The organism is Streptomyces sp. NRRL WC-3618 (genome assembly GCF_001280005.1).
Classification (GTDB): domain Bacteria; phylum Actinomycetota; class Actinomycetes; order Streptomycetales; family Streptomycetaceae; genus Streptomyces.
The window spans coordinates 98,297-115,504 of the sequence record NZ_LGDW01000348.1 but is presented as its reverse complement, the minus strand read 5'-3'; the positions used below and the strand labels follow the sequence as shown (position 1 = coordinate 115,504).

The window sequence follows — 17,208 nt, the reverse complement described above, 5'->3', positions numbered from 1 at the left end:
GGGGGTTCCGGCTCGCCACCGCTGATCACCCAGGTGGGCTCCCGGTGGACGCCGACGGGTCAGACGAGGTGGGCGAAGACGACCAGGTTGTCCTTGTAGTCCTTCACCGTGTGGTCGTAGACACCGGCGCAGGTGATCAGCCGGACCTGCGCCTGCGGGGTGTCGGCGTACACGCGCTGGTCGGGGAAGTCGTCCTTCGCGAACGTCTCGACACTGTCGACCACGAACACGGCCGTACGCCCGTCGGACCGGTTGACGGAGAAGCGGGTGCCCTTGGCCAGTTGGCTGAGCCCCGCGAAGACCGCGGGGGCGGTCGCCGTGTCGACGTGCCCGGCGATGATCGCGGTCCCCGCCTCTCCCGGCGACACGCCGCTCGCCTGCCAGCCGACCAGGTTCACGTCGTCGGCGGGCGGGGGATCGAGGCGGCCCGACGTACCGATGGCGAGGGGGACGAAGGGGGCGTCCACGCCGATGGCCGGGATGCGCAGCCGCGTCGGCCGTGCCCGCGGCAACTGCTTTCCGGCCTTCGCCTCGGCCGGGGCACTGGGCGCGGACCCGGCGTCCGGCGAGGCCGGCGCGGACGGCGCGTGCGCGACGGCGGCCCGGGGGGCGCGGGCGTCGTCGGACGGCTTGTCGTTCCCGGAGTAGAGGATGACCGCCGGGATCAGGAGAACGACGGCCCACGCGATCAGACGTACGAAAAAGCGCCGCCTGGGCGGCACCGGTGTGGACTGGGCAGGGGAGGGCAACCGGGTTGCCATCGGGAACCACCTCACTGGAACACGGGCACAGTACGTACGGGGAAAACGGGCCGGGCCGCCGCAGTGCGCACAGGCGGATGTGCGCACGCGACGGCCCCGGCTTCTATGTCAGGCATCGGTCAGGAGACCCCGTCGGCCGCGTTCCTGCGACGCATCGCGAACGCGCCCGCGCCGACGACGGCCAGGGCCGCCATGCCGCCGGCCGTGACACCCGGGTTCGCGAGCGCGCCGCCACCGGTGTGCATGCCGCCGCTGGGCTTCTCGTGCTTGGAGCCCCAGTCACCCTTGCTGCCGCTCTCCTCCTTGTCGGAGGAGTTCCAGGAGCCCTTGCCGCTTTCCTCCTTGCCGGCGTCCCAGTCGCCCTTCTTGCCCTCGTCCGTGCTCTCCTCCGCGTTGTCGTCCTTGCTCCAGTCGCCGTCGTTCACCGCGGTGAGCGCACCGCCACCCGTGTGCATTCCACCGTTCGGCTTGTCGTGCTTGCTGTCCTTGTCGTGCTCCTTACTGTAGGAAGAGTCACCCTTGTCCCAGTCACCGCCGTCGGCAGCGAGGGCGCCGGGTGCGGCGATCGCGAGAGCGGCCGTGGCCGTCGCGGTGGCGAGGAGCAGGCGGGCAGAGCGCATGGTCGATGTCCTTCCGCCGTGGCCGGGGCGCTGACGTGATGTCAGCTGACGAGTCCCGGCCTCGACGTGATTAACCGTCAGTCAGACCGGCGGGGCCCACCACTCGAGCCGCCCGCCCGGCTGACCCGTACGGGGGGCACCCGACCTGGCGGCCGCCCTTTCTCCGAAGCTAGCCGCAGAGCCCTGACCAGGCATTTGATCGGCTGACCGGCAGTCACTTCCCGTCCCGTGCGCCGCCGTACGTACAACCCGATCGGCGGCGCCACGACTGCACGCACCGCCAGGGGACGTGCCCGACCGACGGCCGACTTCGGCGCGGAGGGCGCCGGGCACGTGGGCTCGGCGCGGCGACCGGCATCGTGAGCGCGCTCCCCCTGGTCCGGTTCAAAGACCCCGCCCTCGGAGCGCCGGGCGGGGTTCGCGCTGGTGTGGCCGGCGCTGATCCCGCTGATGCGGGACGCGCTGCGGGCGGTCCGGCGGGTGCGCGGGAGCCGAGGGCCGGGGTCGACTCGACGGCCCGGCGCGCAGCGCGCGACACGCCGAGCACGGCACCCGGAACAGGGTGGTCGGCCGCCGCCTCCGACTCACTCGTGCGCGATCGCCGCCAGGACGTTCATCCGGGACGCGCGCAACGCGGGCAGCAGCGCCGCGACGATGCCGACGATCGCCGAGGCGACCACCACCAGGACGATCGTGCCCCAGGGAATCTCCAGTGCCTTCATGCCCTGTAGTGCCAGCACGCGCTGGATGCACACGCCCCACACCAGCCCGAGCCCGAGCCCGAGCACCGCCCCGAACACGGCGATCACCACGGACTCCAGCCGGATCATCCGGCGCAGCTGACGCCGGGACAGACCGATGGCCCGCAGCAGCCCGATCTCGCGGGTGCGCTCCACGACCGACAGGGCGAGGGTGTTGACCACGCCGAGCACCGCGATGACGATCGCGAGGCCCAGCAGCGCGTACACGAGGTAGAGGAGCACGGCGATCTGGTTGCGGATCAGTTCCTTGTAGTCGGCCTGGTCGCGCACCTTGAGCTGCGGATACGGGTCGAGGGTCCGTTCCAGCGCGGGACGCAGTCGGTCCACGCTCGTGCCGTCCGAGGCGTTGACGTACAGCGCGGACTCCTGTCCGCCGGGCACATACCGCTCGGCGACGGCGATCCCGAAGTAGATCCCGCCCTGCATCCGGAACCCCTGGGCGCTGTCCTGGTCGGTGAGGGCGGCGACCGTCAGCTCGGTCCGTCCGCCGTCCGCGAACTGAACCGGCAGCACGGTGCCGACGCGTGCGCCGTGGTCCTTGGCGTAGTCGGCGTCCATCGCCACGTGGCCGTCCGCGAGCGCGGCGGCGGTGTCGCCCTGCGCGTAGGTGACATGGGCGACGTCGTCGAGCCGCGCGTCGTATCCGGCGGCCGTCGTCTCGAGACGCTTGCCGTCGGGGAAGCGCACCGCGACCGGCACGAACCGCTGCCGTACGACGAGACCGACCCCGTCCGTGGCCCGCACCTTGTCGGTGACCTCCTTCGGGAACGGCACGAAGTTGTCGTTCTGCACGACGAAGTCGGCACCGAGCGTCCTGTCGATCTGCTGGTCGAAGGACTTGGTCATCGAGGCGCTGGCCACGGACATCCCGCCGACCAGGGCGAGGCCCACCATCAGCGCGGCGGCCGTGGCCCCCGTACGGCGGGGGTTGCGCAGGGCGTTGCGCTGGCTCAGCAGACCGACCGGGCCGAAGACCGCAGGGAACGCGCCGCCCAGCACGCGGATGACCGGCCGGACCAGCAGCGGGCCCGCGATGACCGTGGCGACGAGGGTGAGGACGACACCGAGTCCCAGCAGGGAAGCGGAGGTCGACGTCTTGTCCGCCGTGGCGCAGCCCAGGAGTGCGGCGCCGCCGAGCGCCCCGACGATCGCGCCGACCACCGCCCGTACCCGCAACGGCCTTCCCACACCGGCGATCTCGGCGTCCGAGAGCGCGGCCATGGGGGAGACCACCGCGGCCCGCCGGGCCGGCAGATAGGCGGCCACGAAGGTGACCCCGAGTCCGACGGCGTACGACGACACGGGAGTCACCCAGCCCACCACCATGTCGGCCGACGTGAGGTTCATGCCGAACGCGCTCATCAGCTGGATCAGCCCGGTCGCGAGACCGATCCCGGCGGCGAGGCCGAGCGTCGAGCCGACCAGGCCGAGCAGCACCGCCTCCGTCAGCACGGACCGGCGCACCTGCCGTCGGTCGGCGCCGAGCGCCCGCAACAGGCCCAGTTCGCGGGTGCGTTGGGCGATCAGCATGGAGAAGGTGTTGACGATCAGGAAGACCCCGACGAGCACCGCGATCCCGGCGAAGCCCAGCATCACGTACTTGATCACGTCGAGGAATCCGCCGAGTTGTTTCGCGGCGGACTCGGCCTGCTCGGCGGCCGTCTTCAACTCGTAGTCCCTGGTGCCGATCTGTCGTGCGATACGGCTCTTCAGTTCGGCGTCGCTCACCCCGCTCGCGGCGGTCACCGAGATGCTCGTGGCCCGGTCCGGCGCCCCCAGCAGCCGGGTCTGCGCGGTCTTCGTGTCCAGGAAGAGCAGCGCCGCGCCCGGGTTGGTGGTGGTGAAGGTCGCGATCCCGACGATCCTGACCTTGAACGTCCCCGGCTGCGCGTGGACGGTGAGCGTGTCCCCGATGCCGACGTGCTTGCTGTCGGCGGTGTCCGCGTCCAGCAGCGCCTCGCCGTCGCCCCGGGGGGCGTGGCCGGAGGTGAGCTGCACGGGGCTGCGGTCGGTGAGGTACCAGTCGGTGGCGATGGTGGGGGCGCCGGAGGTTGGTGAGACCGACTTGTTCCGGTCGTCGACGACGGTGAGGTTCTCGACGGACGTGTCGGCGTGGGCATCCTTGACGCCGTCGACCCCGGCGACCCGCCGCCCCAGCGAGGCCGGCAGGGTCAGGACGGCGCCGGACGGCACCGACGAGTCGAAGTCCTTGTGGGGGTTCACCGTGACATCGGCGGAGGTGGAGGCGAAGAGCCGGTCGAAGGTACGGGTGACCGTGTCGGAGAAGATCAGGCTGCCCGCGACGAACGCCACGGACAGGACGACGGCCAGCGCGGAGAGCAGCAGTCTGCCCTTGTGGGCGAGGAAACTCCTGAGCGTTGCCTTCAACACGGGGCGTCAGTCCTCGTCGGTGGGCTTGGTGAGGGACGGAGTGTTGGGACCGCCGGGCGCGCCGGGCGAGGGGGCCTGGGTCTGTCCGCCGGAGAAGAGGCGCATACGTTCCAGGACCGCTTCCGCCGTGGGCTGTGCCATCTCGTCCACGATCCGTCCGTCGACGAGGAAGAGCACCAGGTCGGAGTGGGCGGCGGCGCCCGGGTCATGGGTCACCATGACGACCGTCTGGCCCAGGTCGTCGACGGCCTGGCGCAGGAACGAGAGGACTTCCAGCCCGGCGCGCGAGTCGAGGTTGCCGGTCGGCTCGTCGGCGAAGATCAGCTCGGGGCGCGAGGCGAGCGCCCGGGCACAGGCCACGCGTTGCTGCTGCCCGCCGGACAGTTGGGTCGGCCGGTGCTTGAGCCGGTCCCGCAGCCCCAGTGTGTCGATGACCTGGTCCAGCCACTTCTGGTCGGGTTTCTGGCCCGCGATGTCCATCGGCAGGGTGATGTTCTCGACCGCGTTCAGGGTCGGGATCAGGTTGAACGACTGGAACATGAACCCGATCCGGTCCCGCCGCAGCCGGGTCAGATCGCGGTCCTTCAGCCCCGTGATCTCCGTGTCGCCGAGCCACACCTGCCCCGCCGACACGGTGTCGAGCCCCGCCAGACAGTGCATCAACGTGGACTTCCCCGAACCGGAGGGCCCCATGACCGCGGTGAAGCTCCCGCGCGCGATGTCCACGTCGACCGAGTCGAGGGCGAGCACGGTCGTCTCGCCCGACCCGTACGCCTTGGTCAGCGCGCGGGCGCGGGCAGCGGTTCCGTCCGCCTCCGTGTGCCCCGGGGCGTGCTCCGCAGCAGGTGTGGACAAGGGTGCCTCCTTCGGTGGCTTGCTGGTCGTGGCCGGCCCGATGTCGTACCGACGTCCCTCGATCCTTGTCCCGGCCGAGCGTAGTGTGACGAGGCGCACACTCGGTATCCCTTTTCACCCCCGGGTGGCCCTCTTGCCGGTGCTAGCACATATGCGCTAGCTTCGAGGTATGCCCAAGACTCAGCTGAACGTCCGGGTGGATGAGGGCACCGCCCAGGCGGCGCGCGAAAAGGCCCTCGCCCGTGGGATGAGCGTCAACCGCTACATCGAGGAGCTGGTCAGACACGACACCGGCGAGGCGGGCCACACCTTCGTGGAGGCGGCGGCCGACTTCATGAAGCAGTACGAGTCCGTTTTCGCGGAAGAGTTCGGCTCGGACCGCGAAGGCAAGCGCGAAGGTCGTCACCGACCCCTTGGATAACTTCGACAACCTCAGGATCGACCTCGCCTGGCTCCTCATGATCGCCGAACGGAAGACGCCCGGTGACCCCCAGGTCTCCGACTGGGGCGCCCTGGTCGCCGCCGTCGCCCGCCACGAGGCCGAGATCTTCGACATCCCCGTCTACGACAACCCGCACGCCCGTGCCGCAGCCCTTCTCCAACTCCTGCTGCACGTACCGGCGTTGGAACGCTCCAACGCGTTGTTCGCCTCCGCGGTCGCCTACGCCTACCTCATCGCCAGCGGGGTCAAGGTCGTGACGTCGCCCGAGCAGGTGCGTGAACTGGCCCGTCTGGTGAAGACGGGCAACGCCACGGTGTACGACATCGCGCACGAGCTGCGCCAGTGGAGCCTATGAGGCGTCCGGCGCCGACGGACGCCACGCGCTGCCCGTCACGCAGTACGAGATGGGCAGCCGCGGCCCCTTCTCGGAAAGCAACACCCGCCGATACGGGCCGAGTTCGAACCCGGCCTCCCGCAGCGAGGCCACCGGGTCCCGGGACACATGGCAGCCGCCGGCGAGCGCGGGCCACACCGTGCGGTCGAGCGCGCGCTGCGTGAACCGCATCGCCGGCCCGCCGCCGACGCCGTGCTCGAAGAACCGCACCTCACCACCCGGCCGCAGCACCCGCCGTACCTCACCGAGTGCCCGGGAGACGTCCCGGACGCCGCACAGCACCAGCGAGAGCACGACCGCGTCGAAGGCCTCCGCCTTCACGGGCAGCGCCTCCGCCACACCCGGCACCACATCGACGGGTACGTCGCAACGCGTCGCCGCCTCCACGGCCAACTGCCGCAGCAGGCGCTCGGGTTCGATCGCGACGACCTCCGAGACGGTGCCCGGGTAGTGCGCGAAGTTCAGTCCGTTGCCGGCGCCGATCTCGATCACCCGCCCGGAGAGTCCGGCGAGCAGGCGCCCCCGTACGGCGCCCAGACCCATTCTGGTCTCGGCGGCCACGCTGAGCCGGGCGTAGGAACGGGCGAACAGCGGATGGTGCACGGGATCGCGCGGCACCTTGCCGGAGTCCGCGGCGGACCGTAGCGGCATGGGGACCTCCTGGGCTGGGGAGGACTGGCCTTACCGCGATTGTCCTCCCTAGGAGATGAAGTCGCGCACCTGCTGGTAGACGCCGAAGTCGTTGTTCATCTCGTCGTGCGAGATGCAGCCGACCTCGACGTTCGTGGCGCCGCTGAGGAGCGCCGAACTGTCCGGGTTGATCGCCTCGTCGCAGTTGGACCAGAAACTGGCGTACGACACGCTGCCCGGGCTCTCGTCGCCCGAGTTCAGCGAGGTCAGGAACGCACTTCCCGTGTTCATCTCGGCGCACGAGGTGTACAGCCACGCGCACAACGAGGCGAGCGACGTGCCGTGGTTGACGCCGGCCGTGGAGACGAAGTCGTCGACGTAGGCGGTCCCGCCGAGGTTCTTGAGGTAGTAGCGAGCACTCATCGCGCCCATCGAGTGGACGACGAGGTCCACCTTGGAGGCGCCGGTCGTGGCCAGCACCCGTCTGACCTCGGTGGCCAGTTGCTGGGCCGTCGTGACGTTCGACTGGGTCCACGAGTACGTCCAGGCGTCCAGCTCGGAGGCCGAGTAGCCGTCGGCCCTGAAGTCGGCGACCCAGTCGTTCCAGCTGCTCGACGAGCTGTTGATGCCGTGCACGAAGACGACCGGATCGTGGGTCGCGGCCTGAGCGGGCGTCGCGGTGAGCGAGAGGGACAGAAGCATCGAGGACACGACGGCCGAGACGGCTGCGGTGATGCGTCGCGTACGGCGCTGCATGGTGCCTCCTGATGTGGGTGGGGTTGGCTGGAGTGTCAGGCCGGGTCTACGCGCGCCGCATCGGTGAGATCGCCGGTCTTTACGCACCTTGTAACTCGCCAGTAACGTGAGTTGTGTGGTCACCTCGGTGAATCCCCCGCCTCAGCCGCCCCTTTCGTCACCGCAGCTCACGAACGCGTGGCAGCAGCTCGGCCCCCCGCTTCCCGAAGGCGTCCGCGTGCGCGTCCTGCGTGCCGCGTACGGCGATCCGCGCGCCGCCGCCGAACTCGTACCGCGCCTCACCGAACGGCAGGCGGCCGGCCTCGACCCGCTCCCGGCACAGCCCGCCGAACTCGCCCCCGAACTGCTGCGGGCGCACCGCCGGGAGATCCGCGCCCTGCCCGAGGACACCCGGCGGCTCCTCCTTCTGGCCGCCGCCGACCAGTACCCGGTGCAGACCCACGCCTTCCTGCGCGCGGTCGCCGCCGCACACCTCGACACCCGGGCCCTCGAAGCCGCCGAGGCGGCCGGGACCGCCCACGCGGCAACGAGCGGAGTCGTCTTCCGCGACGCCTGGACACGCGTCGCCGCCTACGAGTCCGGGTCGTCGGCGGACCGGCGGGAGGCGCACCGACTGCTCGCCCGTGTCCTGCACGGCGACGGTGAGGCGCCCCGGCGGTCCTGGCACCGGGGCGCCGGCGCACTGGGGCCCAGCGCACGGCTCGCCGCCGAACTGGGCGCCGCCGCGCACCAGGCGCGTGAACTCGGCGACCACCTCCTGGCCGGCGCCCTCGGCGAGCGCGCCGCCGCCCTCACGCCCGACCCGCGCGAACGGTCCCGGCTGCTCTCCCGGGCCGCCGCCGACGCCTGGCACCGCGGCGACGGCGACCGGGCCCGCCATCTGGTGGCGTCCTCGGACGAGAGCGCGCTGGACGGCCTGCTCGCCCTGCGGTCGGGCAACGCGACCGAGGCCTTCGACGTGCTGCTGACTGCCGCGGTCCGGCATGCGCGGGCCGCGCTGGAGCAGGGGAGCGCGGTGAATCGTTCCGTCGAGGAGAGCGGGCCGTTATCCGGCCTGCTGGAGGGCCCGTATCCGTACCCGTACGGCTCCCGGCACCCGCACCCGGACTCACAGTCGTCCCGCCAGGTCCCCAACCCCGCCCTGGACGTCGCCGTGCACCTGCTGGCACGTGCCACCGAGGCCGCCATGTACACCGGCGACCTCCGCCGCTGCCGGGAGGCGGCCACCGTGTCCGCACGGCTCGGCATCATCCCGCCCGGCACCCTCTCCGGACTCGCCGCCGCGGTCGACGGCCGGTACGAGGACGCCCGCCACCTCCTCGAGGCCGCCGCCGGACGCTGCGGTCCCGGTGGCGACCCCACCCTGCTCATCCACTCCGGCATCGCCGCGCTGCTCCTCGGCGACCACTCCGGCGCCGAACGCGCCACCGTACGGGCCGCCGCCTCCGCCCGGGCCCGTGGCGAGACGGTGACCGTGCCGCAGGCCATGGAGTTCCGGGCCTACGCCGACTTCTGGACCGGACGCCCACACGTCGCCGAGGCCGCCGCGGCCGACGCCCTCTGGCAGGCGTACGCCACCGGCCAGGACAACGGCGCCTGTCATCTCCAGGCCGCCCTCGCCATGTTCGCGGCGGTGACCGGCGACGGCGAGGTCTGCCGGGAACGCGCAGGGGCCGCCCGTACCCACGCCCGCGCCCATGGTCTCGGCCTGCCCGCCGCCCTCGCCCTGTGGGCGCTCGCCTTCCACGACCTGTCCACCGGCCGCTTCGAGAGCGCCGCAGCCCGGCTGCGGGCCCTCGCCGGGTTCGGCCCCGGCCACGGCCACCGGGCCATCCGGCACCTGGCCACCCCGCACTACGTCGAGGCCGCCGTACGCACCGGCGACACCCGCGTCGCACGGGCCGCCCACGCCGACTACGACCGTTGGGCCACCGCCGTCCGCAGCGCCGACGACCTGGCCCTCAGCGCCCGCTGCCGCGCCCTGCTCGCCCCCGGCGCCGAAGCGGTCGACCACTACCGCACGGCCCTGGACCTGCACGCACAGGGCACCCGTGACTTCGAACGCGCCCGTACGGAGCTGTTGTTCGGCAGCGCGTTGCGCAGGCTGCGGCTTCGGACCGAGGCGCGGGACAGGCTGCACAGCGCGCTGGAGGCGTTCGAGACGTTCGGCGCGCCGCACTGTGCGACGCAGGCTCGGGCGGAACTCAGGGCGCTGGGGGTGCCGGTGAGTGTCCGTTCGGGGACGGTGGATCTCACTGGTCGCCTCACCGCGCAGCAGTTGATGGTGGCGCGGATGGCGGCGGAGGGGGCGACGAATCGGGAGATCGCTGTCCGGCTGGCGTTGAGTCCGCGGACGATCGATCACCATCTGCGGGGGGTGTTCTCGCGGTTGGGGATTCGGTCGCGGATTGAGTTGGTGCGGTTGTTGGGGGAGGTGGGGTTGTGATGTCTCTGCGGGCCGGTGGGGGCTGGTCGCGCAGTTCCCCGCGCCCCTAAGAGCGGGGCGCTTCTCGTGTCCGGAACTCTGACGCGTCCCATGTTCCGCCCAGGTTTGGCGCTAGCCAACTTGCCGCCACCATGCGGAAGTTGACCGGGGGTAGTACCCCCACCCCCGCAGGCAGCGCTCCGGACAGGGGTGCCCCGGCGACCGTTGGTAGGTCGGCCAGGTTGCAACGGGACGCCAGGTCCGGTGAGTCCGGCCAGTTGCCGATGACGATTCCCGTCAAGTGGACGTCCCTGCGGGACAGTTCACGGGCCGTCAGTTCTGTGGTGTTGAGGGTGCCCAGGCCCGCCGACGCGACGAGCAGGACCGGTGCGTCCAGCAGTTCGGCCGCGTCCGCCAGGGTGCCGCCCTCGTCGTCGAACCGTACGAGCAGGCCACCGGCGCCCTCCACCAGGACCAGGTCGTACTCGGCGGCCAGTTTCGCGGCGGCCTCGGCCACCTCGGCCGGTCGTACCGGAGGCAGCGAGGCCCGGCGGGCGGCCGTTGCCGGGGCCAACGGGTCGGGATAGCGGGCGAGTTCGAGGGTCCGTACGTCACCCGCGAGCCGCGCGACCTCGTCGGCGTCACCGCGCTCGTCCGGACGTACTCCCGTCTGCGCGGGTTTGAGCACGGCGACCGTACGGCCCGCAGCGAGGGCCGTGGCGGCGACGGCGGCCGTGGCGATGGTCTTGCCGACCTCCGTGCCCGTCCCTGTGATGATCAGGATCGGCATGGTCATCCCTCCTTGGCCGCCGCGCACACCGCGCGTGCGATCCGGGTCACGTCCGCGTCGCCGGTGACGTACGGCGGCATGGTGTAGACGAGGTCGCGGAACGGACGTAGCCACACGCCCTCGCGGACCGCCGCCGCCGTGGCCGCCGCCATGTCCACCTCGTGGTCGAGCTGGACCACCCCGATCGCGCCCAGCACGCGTACGTCACGGACCCCGGGGAGCCGCGCCGCCCCGGCGAGCCCGTCGCGCAGGCCGGCCTCGATGCGTTTGACCTCCGCCCGCCAGTCCTGGTCGAGCAGCAGGCCGATCGAGGCACAGGCCACGGCCGCCGCAAGCGGGTTGCCCATGAAGGTCGGGCCGTGGGCGAGCACCGGGACGGCCCCGCGCGAGATGCCCTCGGCCACCCGCGCCGTGCACAGCGTCGCCGCCATCGTCAGATAACCGCCGGTCATCGCCTTGCCCACGCACATCACATCCGGCGTCACCGCCGCGTGGTCCGCCGCGAACAGCGCGCCCGTGCGCCCGAACCCGGTCGCGATCTCGTCGAACACGAGCAGCACGCCGTACGCGTCGCACGCCTCCCGCAGCACCCGCAGATAGGCGGGGGAGTGGAACCGCATCCCGCCCGCGCCCTGCACCACCGGTTCGACGATCACGGCGGCCAGTTCGTCGGCGTGCCGTTCGATCGTCGAGCGGAGATGATCGGCGTACGACTCGTCGTACTCCGTGGGCGGCGCGTCCGCGAAGACCTGGCGGGGCAGGACGCCCTGCCACAGCTCGTGCATGCCGCCCTCGGGGTCGCAGACGGACATCGGCTGCCAGGTGTCGCCGTGGTAGCCGCGGCGCCAGGTCAGCAGGCGCTGTTTCGCCGGCCGGCCCACCGAACGCCAGTACTGCAGACACATCTTGACGGCGACCTCGACCGACACCGACCCCGAGTCGGCGAGGAAGACATGCTCGAGTCCGTCCGGCGACATGTCGACAAGGAGCTTCGCCAGCCGTACGGCGGGCTCGTGGGTGAGCCCGCCGAACATGACGTGGCTCATCCGCGACAGCTGCTCGCGCGCCGCCTCGTTGAGCACCGGGTGGTTGTAGCCGTGGATCGCCGACCACCAGGACGACATCCCGTCGACCAGCTCGCCCGACCCGTCCGCGAGCCGCAGCCGTACCCCGTTCGCCGACTCCACGACGAGCGGTTCGACGCGGCCCGGCATGGGGCCGTACGGATGCCAGACGTGCCGCCGGTCCAGGTCGAGCAGCTCGGACAGGGGCAGGTCAGGCATTGGGCGCGAGATCCGTTCCGGCACCTCGGCGTCGTACGGTGACCAAGTCCGTACGGGGTTCGGGCACGGGCGTCGTGACCGTGTCCGAGGCGCAGGCGCCCGCCTCCGTGCCGCACGCCCCCGACGATGACGTGCCGCAGCCGCCGCCGGCCGCCCGGTGTTCGGGCAGGGTCACCTGGTCGGAGCCCTCGACCTCGAAACCGGCGTCGGCGATCATGTCGAGGTCGGCCTGGCCGGCCTGGCCCTCGGTGGTGAGGTAGTCGCCGAGGAAGATCGAGTTGGCCAGGTTGAGGGCGAGGGGCTGCATCGACCGAAGGTGGACCTCACGGCCGCCCGCGATCCGCACCTCCGCGTCCGGGCACACGAACCGGACCATCGCCAGGATGCGCAGACAGCGCTGCGGGGTGAGGTTCCACTCCTTGGCCAGCGGGGTGCCCTCGACCGGGATGAGGAAGTTGACCGGAACCGAGTCCGGGTCGAGCTCGCGGAGGGAGAAGACGACGTCCACGAGGTCCGCGTCGCTCTCGCCCATGCCCGCGATCAGGCCCGAGCAGGCGGACAGTCCGGCCGCGTGCGCCTTCTGGACCGTGTCGACGCGGTCCTCGTAGGTGTGGGTGGTGGTGATCTCGCCGTAGGTGGCCTCGGACGTGTTCAGGTTGTGGTTGTAGGCGTCGGCGCCCGCCTCGCGCAGCCGCTCCGCCTGGCCGTCGGAGAGCAGTCCGAGGCAGGCGCACACCTCGACGCCCTCGTGCTGGTCCTTGATCGCCTTGATGGTGCCGGCGACCCGGTCCACGTCCCGGTCCGTCGGGCCGCGCCCGGACGCCACCAGGCAGACCCGCTTGGCGCCCCCGGCCAGCCCGGCCGCCGCGGCCTTCGAGGCCTCGTCCGGCTTGAGCCAGGTGTACTTCAGGATGCCGGTGGTGGAGCCGAGGCGCTGGGAGCAGTAGGAACAGTCCTCGGGGCACAGGCCCGACTTCAGGTTGACCAGATAGTTGAGCTTCACCCGCCGCCCGAACCAGTGCCGGCGCACCTTCCCGGCCGCGGCCACCACATCGAGGAGATCGTCGTCGGAGGTGGCCAGCACGGCCAGCGCCTCTTCACGGGTCGGCAACTCGCGCCGCAGTCCCTTGTCCACCAGCGTCGTCAGCAGGTCCATGGGAGCCGATCCTTACGTATGGGGCGGGCTGAGGGAAAGGAGAGTTCGTACAAGAGAGGGGCTTCGACGTGTGGGTATTGCCACATCCTGGGTGTCGGAGGGTCCGGCTAGGGTCTGTCCACTGCCTACAATCACGCGGCTGCCCGGAGGACCCATGGCGTTCGGCTGGATCGACGAGCAGGCCGAAGCGCGCCGACGCGCCGGACTCGTACGGACCCTGCGTCCGCGCCCCGCCGACTCCCCGCTCCTCGACCTCGCGAGCAACGACTATCTGGGCCTGGCCCGCCACCCCGAGGTCACCGAGGGCGCGGCCCGGGCCGCCCGGCGCTGGGGCGGCGGGGCCACCGGCTCGCGGCTCGTCACCGGCAGCACCGAACTGCACGCGGAACTCGAACGCGAACTGGCCGCATTCTGTGGCTTCGAGGCCGCCCTGGTCTTCTCCTCCGGCTATGCGGCCAACCTCGCCGCGGTCACCGCGCTCGCACCGCACGGCTCCCTCGTCGTCTCGGACGCGGGCAACCACGCCTCGCTCATCGATGGCTGCCGGCTGGCCCGGGGCACGACCCAGGTCGTCGGCCACGCCGACCCGGACGCCTTCCGCAAGGCACTCGGCACCCACACCGGGCCGGCCGTCGCCGTGTCCGACACGGTCTTCTCGGTCGACGGGGACGCGGCACCGCTGAGTGAACTCGCCGCCGTCTGCCGGGAGTTCGGCGCGGGGATTGTCGTCGATGACGCGCACGGGCTGGGTGTGCTGGGCGAGGGCGGGCAGGGGTCGGCGTTCGCGGCCGGGCTCGCGGGCGCGCCGGACGTCGTCGTGACGGTCACGCTGTCCAAGTCGCTCGGCAGCCAGGGGGGCGCGGTACTGGGACCCGCCCGGGTGATCGAGCACCTCGTCAACGCGGCCCGTACGTTCATCTTCGACACCGGACTCGCCCCCGCCGCGGCGGGCGCGGCCCTGGCGGCCCTCACGCTGCTGCGCCGCGAGCCGGAACGGGCCGCACGGGCGCGTGCGGTGGCGCGTGAGCTGCACACCCGGCTGACGGCCGAGGGGCTGTCGGCCGTACGACCTGACGCGGCCGTCGTCTCGGTGCGCGCGCCGTCCCCGGAGGGAGCCGTGCGCTGGGCGGCCGACTGCCGGGCCGCCGGAGTGGGCGTCGGCTGCTTCCGTCCGCCGTCCGTCCCCGACGGGGTGTCCCGGCTGCGGCTGACCGCCCGCGCGGACCTGGCCGAGGAACAGATCGCACGGGCGGTACAGGTGATCGGCGAGAACCGACCGTAGACGCACAGATCCGTAGATCCGTTGTGCCGTTGAATCAGTGACACGCGACCATGAGTCGGTGAACCGTGGCCGTGCGTCGTAGGGCGATCACCGGAACGCGGTGAGGAATCCCTGCCAGCTCTCGTGGGAGAAGAGCAGGACGGGTCCGGCAGCGTTCTTGGAGTCGCGTACGGCGAGCGGTCCGGCCTGGACTTCGGTGTCCGGCCGGGCCGTCTCCACACAATTGTTCGCGCCCGTGCTGTAACTGCTGCGCAGCCACCGCACACCGGGCGAATCGACGAACGACGGTACGTTCCGAGGCAGAGCGGACATGATGCCTCCTTACCCGCCGTGATGCAGACCGGCGATGAAATCCAACGAATCCTCGGGCGAAAGGGCGTGGATCTGAAGGGTGTTGAAGGCCTCGCTGTAGGCCCGGAGGTCTTCTTTCCGTTCCAGGTAGAGGCTACTCATCATTTGGTCAAGAACAACCACATCCAAGTCGGAAGTGCTCGGAAAGGAGAAGATAACGAAAGGCCCGGTGATGCCGATGTACGCACCCGCGCTGAACGGCAGGATCTGCAGCCGCACTTGAGGCAGCCGGGCCGCGTCCATGAGACGCCCCAGCTGACGCGTCATCACCTCGGGACCGCCCACTTCACGGCGCAGCACCGCCTCGTCGAGGACCGCGCTCAGCACCAGCGGCGGATCCGAACGCAGCACGTCCTGCCGGGCGATCCGCACCTCGACCAGGGCATCGAGCCGGCTCTCCTCCAGGCCGTCCATGGCGGCCCGGGTCATCGCGCGGGCGTACTCGGGGGTCTGCAACAGCCCCGGCACCGCCGAGGTCTCCAGGGTGCGCATCGTGCTGGCCTGCGACTCCAGGCTGATGAAGTCCCGGTAGGTGGGCGGCAGTACGCCACGGTAGGCGTGCCACCAGTGGTGCCGGCCGCCGTCCTCGCCGCCCGCCAGCACGAGCAGCAGCTCGCGCGACTCGCCGTCCGGGACCTGGTACGCGTCCAGAAGTAACCGTACGTCCGCCGGTTTCACCCCGCTCGCGCCCGTCTCGATCCGGCTCACCTTCGACTGGTGCCAACCCACCAGGCGGGCCGCCTCACCGCTGGTGAGACCGGCCCGGGCGCGCAGAGCGCGCAGTTCGCCACCCAGCTTTCGGCGGCGAACCGCGGGGCCGTACTGCATGGGCCACTCCTTACTCCTGACGAGCCGCCGAAATACGCTCTGGGGTCGCAGAGTTCACCGCTTCGAGCGACAGATATATGCATATCTTGGTGGATCGCACCCCATGACCGGCACCGGAATGGCAGTCTGGCGCGAAGCACCAGTCCGGGACCGTACTCGAACCAGCCGCTCCGTGTCGGGCTCCGGTTCCGTGGGAAAGGGACGACCTCGCCATGGCAGACCACCTGGAAGCATCCGTCACTCTGCCGAGCGATCCCGCCTCGGTCTCCGCCGCCCGCGCGTATGTGGCCAGCGTGCTGGCGGAATGGGGCCTGCCGGGTGACACCGAAGCCGCCGACACCATCCGTCTGATCGTCTCGGAACTCGCCACCAACGCCGTACAGCACACCTTCGGGTTGTCACCCACCTTCACGGTGGACATCGCCCTCGACCGTGACGAGAACCTGCGCCTCGGGGTCACCGACAGCCACCCGCGCTTCCCCAAGCGCCTGCCCGCCGCCGTCCAGCAGGACAACGGCCGAGGGATGGTCATCATCCGCTGGCTGACCGCCGAGGCGGGCGGCAGACTGCGCGTCCGCCCCACCCGCGAGGGCGGCAAGACGGTCTCGATCGAGCTCCCGTGGACGGTCCCGGTCGGGCCACGGGTGACGACGGCGGTCCAGCAGGAGCCGTAGCGGTAGCGGTGCGGTGCGCATGGCCGCGCGGCGGGGGGCCGGGTGCGCGCTGGGAGTCACCGCGGGCTGCTTCCGCACCCCGTGGCGTTCCCGGGCCGCGGAACCCGGGGAGGCACGGGCCGCCGTACGTCCGAGGCGGCGGGGCTTCGTCACCGGCGCGCTCGGTGCGGAAACCGCCGCGCGCACCGGCCGCCGCTCACCGGCCGAGGGGCCTCCGGGCCGCTCGAGACGGTCACCGGCGCCGCGTTCACGGGCTTCGGGGTGCTGCTGTCGCTGTGCGGCGGCGGACGGGGTGGGACGGTGGCCTGGAGCCGCCGTCCCGCCCCGGGCGGGTCAGCTGACCCGGCCGTACCACACGCTCTTCGTCCAGATCTTCTGGAGCTTCACGACATCCCCGGTCTTCGGGGAGTGCCAGATCTTTCCCTTTCCGGCGTATATGCCCACGTGGTAGACGTTCTTGCCCGAGTGGAAGAAGACCAGGTCTCCGCTTTTGCGGCTCTTGGCGGAGATGTGCTTGGTCTTGTTGTACTGGGCCGCCGCTGTACGCGGCAGGGACTTGCCCGCCTTCTTGAACGAATACTGCGTGAGGCCGGAGCAGTCGAACCTCCTCGGTCCGGCAGCCCCGTACTTGTACGGGGCGCCCTTCTTGGAGGCCGCGATCTGAAGTGCCTTTGTCGGTGGTGTGACCGCCGCGGCGTCGGTGGCGACACCAGGCAGCACCAGGCTGCCGCCCACTGCGGCGAGGGTGAGGGCCGAAGCCGTACCGGCCCTGGTCATCATCGACGGGACACGATTGAGCGCAGACATGC

17 protein-coding genes are annotated in these 17,208 nt (G+C 71.3%); 5 read left to right on the top strand and 12 right to left on the bottom strand.

The window, feature by feature from the left end:
• Window positions 1–59 precede the first annotated feature (59 nt).
• The 4 genes from ADL01_RS25860 to ADL01_RS25845 all read right to left on the bottom strand — a co-directional run bounded on the left by ADL01_RS25860 (window position 60) and on the right by ADL01_RS25845 (window position 5,388).
• Window positions 60–761 (bottom strand): class F sortase, encoded by a 702-nt coding sequence (locus tag ADL01_RS25860; protein WP_053744412.1) that lies wholly within the window; start codon window positions 759–761, stop codon window positions 60–62.
• A gap of 119 nt (window positions 762–880) precedes the next feature.
• On the bottom strand, window positions 881–1,381 hold the full coding sequence (locus ADL01_RS25855) for a hypothetical protein (protein ID WP_053744411.1): 501 nt from the start codon (window positions 1,379–1,381) through the stop codon (window positions 881–883).
• A gap of 584 nt (window positions 1,382–1,965) precedes the next feature.
• Window positions 1,966–4,533 (bottom strand): ABC transporter permease, encoded by a 2,568-nt coding sequence (locus tag ADL01_RS25850; protein ID WP_053744410.1) that lies wholly within the window; start codon window positions 4,531–4,533, stop codon window positions 1,966–1,968.
• 6 nt (window positions 4,534–4,539) lie between these two features.
• Window positions 4,540–5,388, bottom strand: coding sequence for an ABC transporter ATP-binding protein (locus ADL01_RS25845; RefSeq protein ID WP_053744409.1), 849 nt, complete (start codon window positions 5,386–5,388; stop codon window positions 4,540–4,542).
• A gap of 169 nt (window positions 5,389–5,557) precedes the next feature.
• Between ADL01_RS25845 and ADL01_RS25840 the strand changes: the two genes are divergently transcribed.
• Together ADL01_RS25840 and ADL01_RS25835 are read left to right on the top strand one after the other, a co-directional pair.
• Entirely contained in the window at window positions 5,558–5,809 is a 252-nt protein-coding gene (locus ADL01_RS25840; protein WP_053744408.1) for a hypothetical protein, read from the top strand.
• A 37-nt stretch (window positions 5,810–5,846) separates the two neighbouring features.
• A complete protein-coding gene (locus ADL01_RS25835) occupies window positions 5,847–6,185 on the top strand; it encodes a hypothetical protein (RefSeq protein WP_053744441.1) in 339 nt (112 codons plus the stop codon).
• Here the strand turns inward: ADL01_RS25835 and ADL01_RS25830 are convergent.
• Both ADL01_RS25830 and ADL01_RS25825 read right to left on the bottom strand, forming a co-directional pair.
• A complete protein-coding gene (locus ADL01_RS25830; RefSeq protein ID WP_053744407.1) occupies window positions 6,180–6,875 on the bottom strand; it encodes a class I SAM-dependent methyltransferase in 696 nt (231 codons plus the stop codon). The genes ADL01_RS25835 and ADL01_RS25830 overlap by 6 nt on opposite strands.
• Before the next feature lie 48 nt (window positions 6,876–6,923).
• Window positions 6,924–7,610 (bottom strand): esterase/lipase family protein, encoded by a 687-nt coding sequence (locus tag ADL01_RS25825; protein WP_053744406.1) that lies wholly within the window; start codon window positions 7,608–7,610, stop codon window positions 6,924–6,926.
• Between the two features lie 217 nt (window positions 7,611–7,827).
• Between ADL01_RS25825 and ADL01_RS25820 the strand changes: the two genes are divergently transcribed.
• Window positions 7,828–10,056 (top strand): helix-turn-helix transcriptional regulator, encoded by a 2,229-nt coding sequence (locus ADL01_RS25820; protein WP_053744440.1) that lies wholly within the window; start codon window positions 7,828–7,830, stop codon window positions 10,054–10,056.
• A 46-nt stretch (window positions 10,057–10,102) separates the two neighbouring features.
• Here the strand turns inward: ADL01_RS25820 and bioD are convergent, their stop codons facing one another.
• The 3 genes from bioD to bioB are packed head-to-tail and all read right to left on the bottom strand — an operon-like array spanning window position 10,103 to window position 13,264.
• Window positions 10,103–10,825 carry a dethiobiotin synthase gene (bioD, locus tag ADL01_RS25815; RefSeq protein ID WP_053744405.1) on the bottom strand — a complete coding sequence of 241 codons (723 nt, stop codon included), beginning with the start codon at window positions 10,823–10,825 and terminating at the stop codon, window positions 10,103–10,105.
• Window positions 10,826–10,827: 2 nt separating this feature from the next.
• On the bottom strand, window positions 10,828–12,108 hold the full coding sequence (locus tag ADL01_RS25810; RefSeq protein WP_053744404.1) for an adenosylmethionine--8-amino-7-oxononanoate transaminase: 1,281 nt from the start codon (window positions 12,106–12,108) through the stop codon (window positions 10,828–10,830).
• Window positions 12,101–13,264: a biotin synthase BioB gene (gene bioB / locus ADL01_RS25805; RefSeq protein ID WP_053744403.1), complete on the bottom strand. Its 1,164-nt coding sequence runs from the start codon at window positions 13,262–13,264 to the stop codon at window positions 12,101–12,103. Before bioB ends, ADL01_RS25810 begins: the two co-directional genes overlap by 8 nt.
• A 154-nt stretch (window positions 13,265–13,418) precedes the next feature.
• On the opposite strand from bioB, the gene ADL01_RS25800 reads away from it, so the two are divergent.
• Window positions 13,419–14,546, top strand: coding sequence for an 8-amino-7-oxononanoate synthase (locus tag ADL01_RS25800; protein ID WP_053744402.1), 1,128 nt, complete (start codon window positions 13,419–13,421; stop codon window positions 14,544–14,546).
• Between the two features lie 87 nt (window positions 14,547–14,633).
• Here ADL01_RS25800 and ADL01_RS25795 read toward each other — a convergent pair whose 3' ends face one another.
• Window positions 14,634–14,858, bottom strand: a complete 225-nt coding sequence (locus ADL01_RS25795) for a DUF397 domain-containing protein (protein WP_053744401.1) — start codon at window positions 14,856–14,858, stop codon at window positions 14,634–14,636.
• Between the two features lie 9 nt (window positions 14,859–14,867).
• The gene (locus ADL01_RS25790) at window positions 14,868–15,725 is read right to left on the bottom strand and encodes a helix-turn-helix domain-containing protein (protein WP_053744400.1); all 858 of its coding nucleotides are present in this window, start codon (window positions 15,723–15,725) and stop codon (window positions 14,868–14,870) included.
• Window positions 15,726–15,937: 212 nt separating this feature from the next.
• Between ADL01_RS25790 and ADL01_RS25785 the strand changes: the two genes are divergently transcribed.
• On the top strand, window positions 15,938–16,399 hold the full coding sequence (locus ADL01_RS25785) for an ATP-binding protein (protein ID WP_053744399.1): 462 nt from the start codon (window positions 15,938–15,940) through the stop codon (window positions 16,397–16,399).
• Between the two features lie 333 nt (window positions 16,400–16,732).
• Here the strand turns inward: ADL01_RS25785 and ADL01_RS25780 are convergent, their stop codons facing one another.
• Window positions 16,733–17,206, bottom strand: coding sequence for a C40 family peptidase (locus tag ADL01_RS25780; protein ID WP_053744398.1), 474 nt, complete (start codon window positions 17,204–17,206; stop codon window positions 16,733–16,735).
• Window positions 17,207–17,208 lie beyond the last annotated feature (2 nt).